Source organism: Burkholderia sp. KL41 (genome assembly GCF_057005415.2).
Genome location: NZ_CM189268.1, coordinates 692,379 through 704,397, shown reverse-complemented (window position 1 = coordinate 704,397; position 12,019 = coordinate 692,379). Strand labels below are relative to the sequence as shown.

Sequence of the window (12,019 nt, the reverse complement as noted above, 5' to 3'; positions counted from 1 at the left end):
GGCCGGCCTGCTCCGGGACCACGACGGCGCCGACGTGCGCATGCGTCCCGGCTGAACAACGAACACGGGAGCCGTTTGACATGAGTCGCGATGTGCTGTTTTTGCTGGAACCGGGCTTTGCCGATCCGAAGCATCCGGGCCAGCGTTTCGTCTGTCCGCACGGACTGTCGATCGAGGGACTGCTGGCGAGCGCGCCCGAGCAGGCCGGCCGCATCGACGTGAAGCGCGTCGGCTTCGAGCGGCCGCGCCACGCGGTGATCGAGGCGCTCGACGATGCGCACCAGGGCTTGCCGGTCCTCGTGCTCGGTCGCGACCAGCCGGCGCCGGACGACGCGCAGACGCTCGGCGACGTGCGGTTCGTCACCGACGCGCGCCGCATCCTCGAACTGCTGGCCGAGCGCCACGGATTCCCGGTGCTGCATTGATGCAGCCGCACGGGCTTCCGCTCAATTTGCAACCGATCGACAGGAGGATTCGATGGCGTCAACGTCGGCGGCGCGCCGCCGCCTGATTCTTGCCGGCGCCGCGGCCGTGGCGGCGCCGTTCGCCGCGAAGGCCGCGTTCGCCACGCCGGCCGTCAACGCCGATCTCGCCGGCACGACGTTGCGCGTCGCGACCTACAAGGGCGGCTGGCGCGCGCTGCTGCAGGCGGCCGGCCTCGGCGACACACCGTACCGGATCGACTGGCGCGAACTGAACAACGGCGTGCTGCACATCGAGGCGCTCAATGCGGACGCGCTCGATATCGGTTCGGGCAGCGAAATTCCGGCCGTGTTCGCCGCGCGCCAGAAGGCCAGCGTCCGGCTCATCACCCGCGTGCGCGAAGACCTGAACAACCAGGTCACGCTCGCACGCAAGGACACGTCGATCCGCAGTATCGCGGACCTGAAGGGCAAGCGCGTCGGCTACGTGCGCGCGACGACGTCGCACTACTTCCTGTATCGCCAGCTCACGGAAGCGGGCCTGGGCTTCGACGACATCCAGCCGATCAACCTGTCGCCGACCGACGGGTTGTCGGCCTACGATCGCGGCGACATCGACGCGTGGGCGATCTACGGCTACAACGGCCAGCTCGCGCGCAATCGCTACGGTGCGCGCGTGCTGAAGACGGGGAAGGGTTATCTGTCGGGCAATTTCCCGGTGTACGCGAACCCGCGCACGCTCGACGATGCGCGCCGTCGTGCGGCGACGGGCGATCTGCTGCTGCGGTTCCGGCGCGCGTATGCGTGGGCGAACGGGCATTTCGGCGACTACGCGCGGGTGCAGAACCAGGAGACGCGCGTGCCGGTGGCCGATCTCGTCGCGATGTTCGACCAGCGCAGCGAAGACTATGCGCTGCTGCCGGTGACGCCCGACGTGGTGGCGCAGCATCAGCAGGTCGCGGATGTGTTCGCGCGGATCGGCGTGCTCGACGGGCCGGCGAATGTCGCGCCGTTGTGGGATACGTCGTTCAACACGCTGGTGGCATCGGCGTGACGCGATGCGCCGGGAAGACTTGCTCGTGAGCCGGCGGCTTCAGGCCCGACGCAGGTTTCGTCGGGCGCGCCGGTTCGGCGGGATCAGGCGAACGTCGTCGCGACCATGATGCCGAACACGAGCCCGAGCGCGATCCCGCAGAGCCGGCCGTAGATCGACGCGCGCACGTTGTCGTCGAGCACGAACGGCGAGCGCTTGTGCTTCCACACCGTGCTGAATGCGACCGGGCGGGTCAGCAGCGCAATGCAGGCGAGCAGCACCGGCGTGGCGATCAGCATCGCGATGCGCTGCCCGTTCCAGTCGACGCCGTGCATGGCGAGCGACACCAGCGCGGCGAGCGGCACCTCGACGCACAGGCCCAGCAACGAGCCGTTGACGAATGAATCTCCCGGGGTCTGGAACATGATCGGTCGTAGCGTCCGGATGAAATCGGCGCCCCGTTCAGGCACCTGGAAAATGAAAGCCACGGCCGGAGTCCAGGGTCGGTCAACCGTGATCGGCGTCAGTCGAGATGACGGGCGGATGTTAAGGCAAATTGCCGGCCGGTTGTCGGTCATTCAAGCTATTTAACAAATGTTCGGAATCGCGACGCATTTTCAGGTCGCGCGGAAATATCGCGCCGTGGTAAAAATCGAGCATCCATTTTCAGGCGAACGGCCCCGGCGAACGGGGCCGCCGCCGAATGGATATCGCTCGCAATCGTATGACGATAACGAGGATTCGACTGCCTTCCGATAATCGGCGTCGCGCGTAAAGGAACACCGGCAGCCGGACCGATCGGAACGACGGACTGACCAATCTCACCACACGCATGAACACGTCCGACAACAACGAGACCGACCGCCATCAACTCGTCGCGTTCGCGATCGACGACAACACGCAGGCCTGGTACGAAATGGTCATCCCGTTCATCGTCTCGCTGCGCGCGACGGACTACCGGGGGCGCATCGGCGTCATCGGCTACGGGTTGTCCGACGAGAAGCAGCAGCGGCTGCGTGCGAACGGGATCGAGGTGTACGCGGCGGCGGGCGTCGGCGACCTTGCCTGGGACCGCTACATCTCCGCGGCCGCGATCTTCGACACCGACCCGGCGTTGCAGACGCTCGCGCTCTACGATGCCGACATCTGGTTCCCGGGGCCGCGGTTCGACATCTTCGACGTCGTGCCGCACGACGAGGCCCTTCACGTCGCGCCCGATGCGCACTTCTGCGCGTTCGTGATGACGCCGCTCATCGGCGAACGGCGCGACGCGCTGATCCACCAGTGCGTGCAGGACGTGCTCGAGCGGCTGGGGCAGCCGCTGCAGGCGGGGCTCGTGGTCGGCGGCCGTGAGCCCTGGGCGCGATTCGCGCGGTTTGTCCGCGAACAGGCCGGCAGGATCGGCGAGGACTTCGTGGCGATCTACGGGCTGGACACGACCTTCCTGCATCTGTGGGGCGGCCTCGGCCACGTGCGGCTCGTGGGCTGCGAGCAGAATTTCGTCACGAAATGGGGGCTGCACGAGCGGCACGATTTCGACGCAGTCCGCATCGTGCTCGAGCATCAGGGCAAACCGATCCGTGGCCTGCACATGACGGGCGACGTGCGCTTCCTGAACCACTGGCGCTACCTGGCCCGTCATGCCGAGCATGCGATCGCGCTCGGGCAGGCGTTCGCGCTGGCGCCCGAGGCCGGCAAGCGGGCGCAGCCGGCCGATCCCGGCCTGCTTCAGCCCGAACGCTTCGTCGCGAGCGGGTTGTCGGTGCTGGCCGCGCACGAGGACGTGCTGGCGAACGTGCCGCGTCTGGCCGCGGGGCCGTCGTTCCGCAACCCGCAGGGCCATGCACTGAATGCGTGGGCGGCGCACACGGTCGAATTCGCGGTGACGCGCGACCGCTTGGTGCTGGACATCTGGCTGTCGCATCTGAGCGGCCAGCCTGCGGCGCCCGGCGTGCAACTGGAGCACAACGGCGCGACGGTCGCGCTGCTGGCGCCGCACAAGTTCAGCGTCGCGACGCAGCAGGGCGATCGGGTGGTGCTGCGCGCGCTGACGCTGCCGGGGCAGGCGTGTCATACCGCGTGGGATATCGTCGTGCGCCACGCATGACGGGCCGGCCCGCATGCGCGATCGACCGAAGCGGCGTGCACCGCCGGACGGTCACGCGCGCCCCATGATCCGCGTGCCGAGCGAGATGCCGAGGTTGGACAGCGACGCGTTGGTCGCGAGCTGACGCTTTTCCCAGCCCGCCAGCGCGGCGTCGAACGCGGGGCCGTGCACGACGCCGCGCAGCGCCTCGGCGAGCCCGACCGCATTCTCCGCCGCTTTCGCGACGCCCGCGGCCGTATGCGGCCGCACGAGGCAGGCCGCGTCGCCGAGCAGCACTGCGCGGCCGAACGCCATGCGCTCGACCGAGAGATCGAGGATCGCCTGCGCGAACGGCGCCTGCGTCGCGTCGACGAGCGTGGCGAGCGTGGGCGCCAGCATCCGGCGGCCCGCGTCCACGAGTTCGAGCCGGTTGTCGTCGCGCATCGCGCCGGGCGGCAGCGAACCGTCGCGCTGCGTGCCGTCCTGCGCGAGAAACAGCGACGGTAGGCTCGCCGGTGCGAGCCGCCGGTACCAGACCCAGTTCACGCGCCGCTTGCCCGGTTCGATCGCGCCGTCGCGGCCGGGGACCAGATACGTGAGGAACAGGTGCGCGTCGCCTTGCTGGAACGTGAAGCGGTCGCGCAGCACGTCGAGCACCGGGGCCGGCAGCAGGTGCTCGTCGACGAGCCCGCGCCACGCGACATAACCCGCATACGCGGGCCGCGCATCAGGCAGCAGTTGCGCGCGCACGTTCGAGCGGCCGCCGTCGGCGCCGACCAGCAGGTCGGCCGGCTCGACCCGGCCGTCCGCGAAGTGCGCGATCACGCGGTCGCCCTCCTGCTCGAAGCGCTCGAACGACACGCCGCCATGCACGACGCCGGCGGGCAGCGCGCGCTTCAGCGCCGTATAGATCACGTTCCACGCGGTCTGCGTCTGCGGCATGTTCATGCGCTGCACGATCCGGTCGTGCGCGTCGAGATAGATCCGGTCGCCGGAATCGACACCCGCATCGTGCGGCACGGGCACGCCGCCGAACGCGAACGCGCGTTCGATCGGCGTTTGCAGCACGATGCCGCCGCCGCGGCTGTCGAGCTCGTTCGGCGATTGCTCGAAGACCTTGACGCGCCAGCCGGCCGCCCGCAGTGAAGTGGCGGTGAACAGCCCGCCCACCGATCCGCCGATCACGACCGCCAGCGGGCCCGAAACGTCGCTCATGTTGCCGGCCTCCCGATGGTTCGTTGCGCGCGCATCGAATCAGCCTTCCCAGTGCTGCAGGAAGTCGAGCAGCAGCGCGTTCACGCGCTCCGGCTGCTCCTCTTGCGGCAGGTGCCCGCACTGTGCGATCGGCTCGGCGCGCAGGTCCGTCGCCATGCTTTCCCACACGGATTTCATGTCGAACATCTTGCCGACCGCGTAGAAATCCTCGCCCCAGAGCGCCATCGTCGGGCACGCGATCTTGACGTCCGCGTCGACGAGATCCTGCTGCACGTCCTCGGCGTTCGCGCGATAGTCGGCCAGCGCGCCGCGCACGGCGCCCGGGCGCCGGTACGCGCGCACGTAGGTGTCGAACGCGTCGCCGGAGATCGCGTGCGGGTTGTAGCACCAGTCGGAGAAGAAGTGGCTGAGCCACTCGGCTTCCTTGCCGGCGATCAGCGCCTCGGGCAGATCCGGCACCTGGTGGAACAGGAAGAACCAGTACGCGCGCGCCGTTTGCGCGGTCATGTTCTGCGCGACGATGCGCGTCGGCACGTTGTCCATCACGACGAGCCGGTCGACGCGCTCGGGGAAGTCCTTCGCGAAACGCGTCGCGACGCGCGCGCCGCGGTCGTGCCCGACGAGCGCGATGCGGCCGATGCCGAGCGCGTCGAGCAGCCCGGCGACGTCGCGCGCCATGTTGCGCTTGTCGTAACCGGCGGCCGGCTTGTCGGTTTCGCCGTAACCGCGCAGGTCGGGCGCGATCACGCGGTAGCGCTGCGCGAGCGCGGGGATCTGGAAGCGCCACGCGAAGCTGGTCTCGGGGAAGCCGTGCAGCAGCACGACGGCAGGCCCGCTGCCGGCGTCGATGTAGTGCTGGCGGATGCCGTTCGCGGTGACGGTGTGATGGGTGATCGAAGGCATGGAGTGGGTCATGGGGCGGTCGCTGTTCGGTTCGGCCCGCGCGAAACCGGCGCGGCCGCAAATGCCTTTCGAGGATAGGCGAATCGTGCGGCGCGCCGGATAAATTGTTCTGAATTCGCGTGATTGCGCGCACGGCCGGAACCGGCCCGCCGGGTCACGGGCCGGCCGTGGCGGGCGGCTCCCGATCCCCGTGTGATTCGCTCGGCCGGTGGCGTCCCGTCGCGTGCGGGCCTGACGAAGACGCACGAGCGTGAACATGCCGGACGACGATTCGACCGTCGTCGTCCGGCATGCCCGCCACCCGTGTCAGCCGCGCCGGCGCCGCCGCGCGGGTGCGTCCGACGTGAGCTGCTTCAGCGCGGCGGGCGTGCCGTGCAGGAACGCGTCGATCAGCCGTTCGATCTCGGTGTCGAGATCGTCGGGCACCGGCAGGCCGTAGACCCACTTGCGCACGCCGAAATAGAAGATGCTCGCGTGCAGGCTCCAGACCAGCTCGACTTCCGCATTGCGCTGGGCCTCGGTGGTGGGCGTCGCGATGTCGTATTCGTGCCGCAGCTCGCGCAGCACCGGCAGGAACACGCGTTCGCGCAGCCGCGACAGGTAACGCGTGTTGAACCCCTCGCGGCTGAGCCCCGCGAAGATGAACGTGCGGATCCATTCGCGCCGCAGGATGGTTTGCGCATAGTCGCGATAGAACGCGACGAGCCGCTCCTGCAGCGACACCGTGCGGTCGCCGATCAGTTTTTCCCAGTCGGGGTTCCACGTGTAGATCTCGTCGTACACGCGGTCGATCAGCGCTTCCTTGCTCGGGAAGTACCGGTATAGCAGCGGCTGGGTGACGCCGATCTGCCGCGCGAGCTCGCGCGTGCTGCCGGAAAAGCCGTGCGTCGCGAAGTGCTCGATCGCCTTCTCGACGATCTGCCGCTCGCGCGCTTCCGGCGCGAGCCGGCGGCCCGGCGTGACGGCGTTGCCGTCGGCGTCCGTCCCGCGCTCGCGGGCCGGCGTGCTGCGTTTTCTTTCGGTCATGCATCGGCTCCCGATGGTGCGCCTGCGTTAACTATCGATCGAAAAATAGCACGATTGACAGGCCGCATGCCGTGCGCGGCGCGGCTTTCGGCGCGCTGCGGGGCCGGTGCGGGGCGCAATCCGCGTCGTGCCGGCCCGGCTCCCCGGCCCGGCGAGCCCGCCGCCGATTCAGAAAAATTCAGGCGGGCGCCATGACATTAAGGTCGGCCTTCACTAGTCTGGCTTCCGAACCGCCGCACGGGCCGGATGCCAGTCGGCAAGCCGGGCCGGTCGGCGCAACCGGAGCGGAACATGCGTTATCAGATCTCGCCGGGCGCCGGCGCCACCATCCAGGAAACCGGGTCATGCCGTCGCAGCCGGTAACCGCGGGCGCCGTGCCCGACCGCGTGCGCGGCGAGGACGTGTTTCTCGCGTCGATCGCGGGATATGTCGACACGCTCGGCTTCGTCGCGCTGTTTGGCCTGTTCACCGCGCACGTCACCGGCAACTTCATCCTGATCGGCTCGGGCCTGGCCGGCGTCGGGCAAGGGCTCGCGATCAAGTGGCTCGCGTTTCCGGCCTTCATCGCGGGCATCGTCGTCGCGCGCGTGCTCGACCACCGGATGCGCCAGCTGGGCCACGGCGTGCGCGCGCGTTCGCTGTATGCGCTGCAGGCCGTGCTGCTGGCCGGGTTCATGCTGGCCGGCGTGATGGCCTCGCCGATCGCCGATGCCGACGCGCCGAGGACGATCCTGTGCGGCCTCCTCGGCGCCGCGGCGATGGGCGTCCAGAACGCGCACGCGCGGCTGACAGCCCGCTCGGTCGTCGCCAACACGGTGATGACAGGCAACGTCACGCAGGCGGTGATCGATGCGTTCGACTGGCTGGTGCCGCTCGCCGCGCCGGCCGAACGCGAGGCCGCGCGCGTGCGGCTGCGGCGCACGCTGCCGCCGGTCGCGGGCTTCGCGCTCGGCGCCGGCGCGGGCGCGATGGCCTATCTGTTCGCGGCGTTCTGGGCGCTCGCGCTGCCGCTCGCGGTGCTGTGCTTCCTCGCCTATCAATCCGGTCGGCCCGACGAGCGGCCGACGTCACGCTGAATGCGCGCGCGGCATGTGGCCGCGCGTGCCACTTTCAAGGAGAACCCGATGATCGCACTGAAATTGCAACAGGCATGGCGGCTGACGGCCGCGTCGGCGGCCGTGCTCGGCGCATTGCTGGCCACCGCGCCGGCCCATGCCGACGAGACGCGCCTGCTCGAGACGACGTCCGCGAAGGTGCCGGCCGTCGCGGTCGGCCCGCAGTACGACACGACGCACGTGTGCGTCGCGCCGGAAAATTTCGACCGCTTCACCGACAGCTTCGTCGCGACGTTCGGCGGCAAGAAGTCGCAGCAGGGCGTGTTCCAGGTCACGCCGACGCCGAGCCAGACGATGTCGCAGCTCGTGTTCACGCCGGCCGGCACGATCTCGGTGTTCGGCTTCAAGACGCCGATTCCCTATCCGTTCTGCGAGGAGCGCACCGGCTACCTCGTCACCGACATGGACGTCGCGATGAAATCGGCGCGCGCGCACGGCGCGGACGTGGTCGTCGACACGTTCCCCGACCCGATCGGCCGCGATGCGATCATCCGCTGGCCGGGCGGCGTGAACATGCAGCTCTACTGGCACACGCAGGCGCCGAAATACGACCCGCTGCAGACGGTGCCGGAAAACCGCGTGTACGTGTCGCCGGAAAGCGCGAGCAAGCTGGTGCACGACTTCGTCGCGTTCTCGCGCGGCAAGGTGGTGTCCGACGTGCGCAAGGCGCCGGGCATCGAGATCGGCCGGCCGAACGATACGTATCGCCGCATCCGCATCGAATCGGGTTTCGGCAAGATGACCGTGCTCGCCACCGACGGCCATCTGCCTTACCCGTTCGGCCGCGAGATGACCGGCTATGAAGTGCCGGACCTGGCCGCGACGCTGAAGCAGGCGCAGGCCGCGGGCGTGACCGTGCTGGTGCCGACGTTCACGTCGGACGGGCGCGATGCGGCGCTCGTGCAGTTCCCGGGCGGCTACGTCGCCGAGATCCACGCGCGGTCGAAGTGATGGAGCGCGGGTCGATGGGGCGGGCATGGCGGCGCGTGCTGCCGGCCGCCGTGCTGGCGGGCGGCGTCGCGGGCTATGCGGGTACGGCGGCCGGGGCCGAGGATGCCGCTTCGGCGTCTTCGGCGGCTTCGACAGCTTCGCCGGCCCCGGCTGCCGGCACGACGTGTACCGCGAAGCGGCCCACGGTGCTGTTCAACCGCTGGCAGGAAGACTGGTCGGTGCTCGCGAACCCGTGCGTGCCGCGCCAGCCGGGCGATGCGCTGAAGTACATCCCGCTCGGCGGCGACCCGTCGACCTACCTGTCGCTCGGCGCGAACCTGCGCGAGCGCTTCGAGCTGAACAACGCGCCGCTGTTCGGGCTCGGCGCCGCGCACGACGACAACTACGTGATCCAGCGTGCAACGGTGCATGCGGACCTGCGTTACGCCGGGCATGTCCAGGCGTTCGTCCAGTTCGTCGATGCGCGGCCGTTCGGCAAGGACACGGTGTCGCCCGTCGACAAGGATCAGCTCGACATCGAGCAGGCGTTCGTCGCGTATGTCGACCAGATCGGCGGCGGCACGTTCAAGGCGCGGATCGGCCGGCAGGAGATGGCGTATGACCTGCAGCGGTTCGTGTCGGTGCGCGACGGCCCGAACGTGCGCCAGGCGTTCGACGCGCTGTGGGCGGATTACGAAATCGGCAAATGGCGGCTGATCGGCTATGTGACGCGCCCGGTGCAGTATCGCAACGACGCGTCGTTCGACGACGTGTCGAACCGGCACCTGCGGTTCGACGGCGTGCGTGTCGAGCGCACCAACACGGGCCCCGGCGACCTGTCGGCGTACTGGTCGCGTTATACGCGCGACAACGCGCGCTACATCGCGGGGGCCGGCACCGAGCGGCGCGACGTGTTCGACATGCGCTACGCGGGCAAGTCCAGCGGGTTCGACTGGGACGTCGAGGCGATGCTCCAGACCGGGCACATCGGCCAGGACACGATCGGCGCGTGGGCGTTCGGCGCGCTGGGCGGCTACACGTTCGCGAAGACGCCGGGCACGCCGCGCGTCGGCATCCAGGTCGACGGCGCATCGGGCGACAAGCATCCCGGCGACGGACGCATGGGCACCTTCAACCCGCTGTTCCCGAACGGTTATTACTTCACGCTCGCGGGCTACACCGGCTACAGCAACCTGATTCACGTGAAGCCGTCGCTGACGTTCAAGCCGTCGAGCAGCGTGACGGTGCTGACCGCGGTCGGTTTCCAGTGGCGCGAGACGACGGCCGACGCGATTTACGGGCAGGGGATGTCGGCGGTGCCCGGCACGGCCGGCAAGGGCGGTTCGTACACGGGGATGTATGCGCAGGCCCGCGTGGACTGGCTCGTCAATCCGAACATGGCGCTGGCCGTCGAGGCCGTGCACTTCCAGATCGCCGACTCGATCCGCGCGCTCGGCGCGCGCAATGCCGACTACGTAGGCGTCGAAGCGAAGTTCGGCTGGTAGCGCGGCGCCGCGCGTCGCGCGGCACGCCGCCGGACGGCTCAGTGCGGCGCGCGCACCAGCGTTTCGACGAAATCGATGAACGCGGTCACGCGTTTCGAGCCGCGCTGGGTCGGCAGATAGAGCGCGGTGACGACCGAGCGGGCCGTGCCGGGCGTCACGTCGTATTGCTCGAAGAGCCGGCGCAGGCGGCCCGACTGGACGTCGGCCTCGACCAGCCAGTCGGGCAGCAGCGCGATGCCGGCGCCGTCGAGCGCCGCATCGCGAAGCACTTCGCTGTGGTTCGATTTCAGGCGCCCGGCAACGCGCACCTGCGCCGTGCCGTGTGCGTCGACGAACGACCACGCCTGCTGGTCGCCGCCGAAGTGAAAGCGCAGGCACGCGTGATCGACGAGCTCGCCCGGCGCGGCCGGCGTGCCGTGCGCGGCGAGATAGTCGTGGCTCGCGACGACGTAGCGCTGGAACGTGCCGAGCGTCCGCGCGACGACTTCGGCGGACGGCGCCGCTTCGCCGAGCCGGATCGCGACGTCGATGCGGCCCGCGACGAGATCGACGCGTTCGTCGGTGAGCTGCAGGTCGAGGTCGAGCTTCGGATGGCGCGCGAGGAACGCCGCGACGTGCGGCGCGATGCGGCGCACGCCGTACGCGACCGGCACCGACACGCGCAGCGGCCCGGACGGCTCGTCGCCGCGATCGGACACCAGCGCGTCGGCTTCCGCGAGTTCCTCGAGCAACTGCTTCGCGCGTGCGTAGTACATGGCGCCGGCATCGGAGAGCGTGACCTGGCGCGTCGTGCGGTTCAGCAGCACGGTGCCGAGCGACGCCTCGAGCGCATCCACCGCGCGTACCACCGACGATGCCGCGAGGTCGAGGCGGCGCCCCGCGCTCGAGAAGCCGCCGGCTTCCGCTACTTCGACGAACGCGCGCAGCGCGGAGAATTTGTCCATGTCGTGCTCTTCGAGTCCTTGTGCCTTTGTGCAGGCCGCAACGATGCGTTGCGTGCCGTTCGCATTCTATCGTCGGCGCGCAAGCGTTATCTTCCGGACTGCAATGTACAGGAGATGACGATGAAACCCGTCGAAGTAACCGTGACCTACGACCTGATCTGCCCGTGGTGCTGGATCGCGGAGCACCGGCTCGCGGAGGCGATCGAGGCAGCCGGCCTGGCCGGCGCCGTGAACGTGCGGTTCGTGCCGTTCGAGCTGAACCCGACGATGCCGGCCGGCGGCATCGACCGCAAGGCGTACCGGAGCGCGAAGTTCGGCAGCTGGGCGCGTTCGCAGGCGCTCGATGCGCATGTGGCCGACGCCGGTCGCGCGGCGGGCCTCGTGTTCGACCACGCACGGATCGCGCGCACGCCGAACACGCGGCTCGCGCACCGGCTCGTCTGGTTCGCGCAACAGCGCGGCAGCGCGGTCGCGCTCGTCGATGCACTGTTTGCCGCGTATTTCCGCGACGGCCGCGATATCGGCGACGCGGACGTGCTGGTCGAGGTCGCGGCCGGCGCCGGCCTGGCCGGCGACGCGGTGCGTGCATTCCTCGCATCCGGCGAAGGGCTCGACGCGGTGGTCGCGCTCGAGGAGGCGGCGGTGCGCGACGGCATCGCGTCGGTGCCGTCGACGCGCATCGGTGCGACGGTCGTCAGCGGCGCGCAGCCGGCTGACGTGTTTCGCGCCGCGTTGCTCGACGCGCAGCGCGCGCGGGATCGGGCCGCGTAAGCCGGGCCGGCGCCGGCGGGTGCCGGCTTTCAGAACGATTCATGTCGCGCTCAGGATTATTGCGAAACC

12 protein-coding genes are annotated in these 12,019 nt (G+C 69.4%); 7 read left to right on the top strand and 5 right to left on the bottom strand.

The annotated features are described in order from the left end of the window. Positions 1-80: 80 nt before the first annotated feature. The gene (locus PQB87_RS37145) at positions 81-425 is read left to right on the top strand and encodes a DUF3088 domain-containing protein (protein WP_021158240.1); all 345 of its coding nucleotides are present in this window, start codon (positions 81-83) and stop codon (positions 423-425) included. Between the two features lie 52 nt (positions 426-477). Next, positions 478-1,476, top strand: coding sequence for an ABC transporter substrate-binding protein (locus tag PQB87_RS37140; RefSeq protein WP_489244401.1), 999 nt, complete (start codon positions 478-480; stop codon positions 1,474-1,476). An 83-nt stretch (positions 1,477-1,559) separates the two neighbouring features. Here PQB87_RS37140 and PQB87_RS37135 read toward each other — a convergent pair whose 3' ends face one another. Then, positions 1,560-1,880 carry a hypothetical protein gene (locus tag PQB87_RS37135; RefSeq protein ID WP_027792604.1) on the bottom strand — a complete coding sequence of 107 codons (321 nt, stop codon included), beginning with the start codon at positions 1,878-1,880 and terminating at the stop codon, positions 1,560-1,562. A gap of 407 nt (positions 1,881-2,287) precedes the next feature. On the opposite strand from PQB87_RS37135, the gene PQB87_RS37130 reads away from it, so the two are divergent. Next, entirely contained in the window at positions 2,288-3,562 is a 1,275-nt protein-coding gene (locus tag PQB87_RS37130; RefSeq protein WP_489244398.1) for a hypothetical protein, read from the top strand. Positions 3,563-3,613: 51 nt separating this feature from the next. On the opposite strand, the gene PQB87_RS37125 is transcribed toward PQB87_RS37130, so the two are convergent. From PQB87_RS37125 to PQB87_RS37115, 3 genes are all read right to left on the bottom strand, one after another. Then, positions 3,614-4,756, bottom strand: a complete 1,143-nt coding sequence (locus PQB87_RS37125; RefSeq protein ID WP_489244397.1) for an FAD binding domain-containing protein — start codon at positions 4,754-4,756, stop codon at positions 3,614-3,616. A gap of 39 nt (positions 4,757-4,795) precedes the next feature. Next, entirely contained in the window at positions 4,796-5,671 is an 876-nt protein-coding gene (locus tag PQB87_RS37120) for an alpha/beta fold hydrolase (RefSeq protein WP_042973926.1), read from the bottom strand. A 294-nt stretch (positions 5,672-5,965) separates the two neighbouring features. After that, a complete protein-coding gene (locus PQB87_RS37115) occupies positions 5,966-6,685 on the bottom strand; it encodes a TetR/AcrR family transcriptional regulator (protein WP_027792608.1) in 720 nt (239 codons plus the stop codon). Positions 6,686-7,029: 344 nt separating this feature from the next. Here PQB87_RS37115 and PQB87_RS37110 point away from each other — a divergent pair, with 344 nt between their 5' ends. The 3 genes from PQB87_RS37110 to PQB87_RS37100 are packed head-to-tail and all read left to right on the top strand — an operon-like array spanning position 7,030 to position 10,235. After that, positions 7,030-7,761, top strand: a complete 732-nt coding sequence (locus PQB87_RS37110) for a YoaK family protein (RefSeq protein WP_113044688.1) — start codon at positions 7,030-7,032, stop codon at positions 7,759-7,761. A gap of 48 nt (positions 7,762-7,809) precedes the next feature. Continuing rightward, complete coding sequence (locus tag PQB87_RS37105) at positions 7,810-8,751, top strand: glyoxalase (RefSeq protein WP_489244394.1); 942 nt, start codon at positions 7,810-7,812, stop codon at positions 8,749-8,751. A 14-nt stretch (positions 8,752-8,765) separates the two neighbouring features. Continuing rightward, positions 8,766-10,235, top strand: a complete 1,470-nt coding sequence (locus tag PQB87_RS37100) for an alginate export family protein (protein ID WP_111941129.1) — start codon at positions 8,766-8,768, stop codon at positions 10,233-10,235. A gap of 38 nt (positions 10,236-10,273) precedes the next feature. Here the strand turns inward: PQB87_RS37100 and PQB87_RS37095 are convergent, their stop codons facing one another. Beyond that, on the bottom strand, positions 10,274-11,179 hold the full coding sequence (locus PQB87_RS37095) for a LysR family transcriptional regulator (protein WP_489244392.1): 906 nt from the start codon (positions 11,177-11,179) through the stop codon (positions 10,274-10,276). A gap of 120 nt (positions 11,180-11,299) precedes the next feature. Here PQB87_RS37095 and PQB87_RS37090 point away from each other — a divergent pair, with 120 nt between their 5' ends. After that, a complete protein-coding gene (locus tag PQB87_RS37090; protein ID WP_059687831.1) occupies positions 11,300-11,950 on the top strand; it encodes a DsbA family oxidoreductase in 651 nt (216 codons plus the stop codon). The last annotated feature ends 69 nt before the right edge of the window (positions 11,951-12,019 follow it).

Excerpts from the sequence above, each read along its gene's own strand:
- PQB87_RS37100 (WP_111941129.1), top strand. The coding sequence starts at position 8,766 with ATGGGGCGGGCATGGCGGCGCGTGCTGCCGGCCGCCGTGCTGGCGGGC.
- PQB87_RS37130 (WP_489244398.1), top strand. The coding sequence starts at position 2,288 with ATGAACACGTCCGACAACAACGAGACCGACCGCCATCAACTCGTCGCG.
- PQB87_RS37140 (WP_489244401.1), top strand. The coding sequence starts at position 478 with ATGGCGTCAACGTCGGCGGCGCGCCGCCGCCTGATTCTTGCCGGCGCC.
- PQB87_RS37115 (WP_027792608.1), bottom strand. The coding sequence starts at position 6,685 with ATGACCGAAAGAAAACGCAGCACGCCGGCCCGCGAGCGCGGGACGGAC.
- PQB87_RS37120 (WP_042973926.1), bottom strand. The coding sequence starts at position 5,671 with ATGACCCACTCCATGCCTTCGATCACCCATCACACCGTCACCGCGAAC.
- PQB87_RS37145 (WP_021158240.1), top strand. The coding sequence starts at position 81 with ATGAGTCGCGATGTGCTGTTTTTGCTGGAACCGGGCTTTGCCGATCCG.
- PQB87_RS37105 (WP_489244394.1), top strand. The coding sequence starts at position 7,810 with ATGATCGCACTGAAATTGCAACAGGCATGGCGGCTGACGGCCGCGTCG.
- PQB87_RS37125 (WP_489244397.1), bottom strand. The coding sequence starts at position 4,756 with ATGAGCGACGTTTCGGGCCCGCTGGCGGTCGTGATCGGCGGATCGGTG.
- PQB87_RS37135 (WP_027792604.1), bottom strand. The coding sequence starts at position 1,880 with ATGTTCCAGACCCCGGGAGATTCATTCGTCAACGGCTCGTTGCTGGGC.
- PQB87_RS37090 (WP_059687831.1), top strand. The coding sequence starts at position 11,300 with ATGAAACCCGTCGAAGTAACCGTGACCTACGACCTGATCTGCCCGTGG.
- PQB87_RS37095 (WP_489244392.1), bottom strand. The coding sequence starts at position 11,179 with ATGGACAAATTCTCCGCGCTGCGCGCGTTCGTCGAAGTAGCGGAAGCC.
- PQB87_RS37110 (WP_113044688.1), top strand. The coding sequence starts at position 7,030 with ATGCCGTCGCAGCCGGTAACCGCGGGCGCCGTGCCCGACCGCGTGCGC.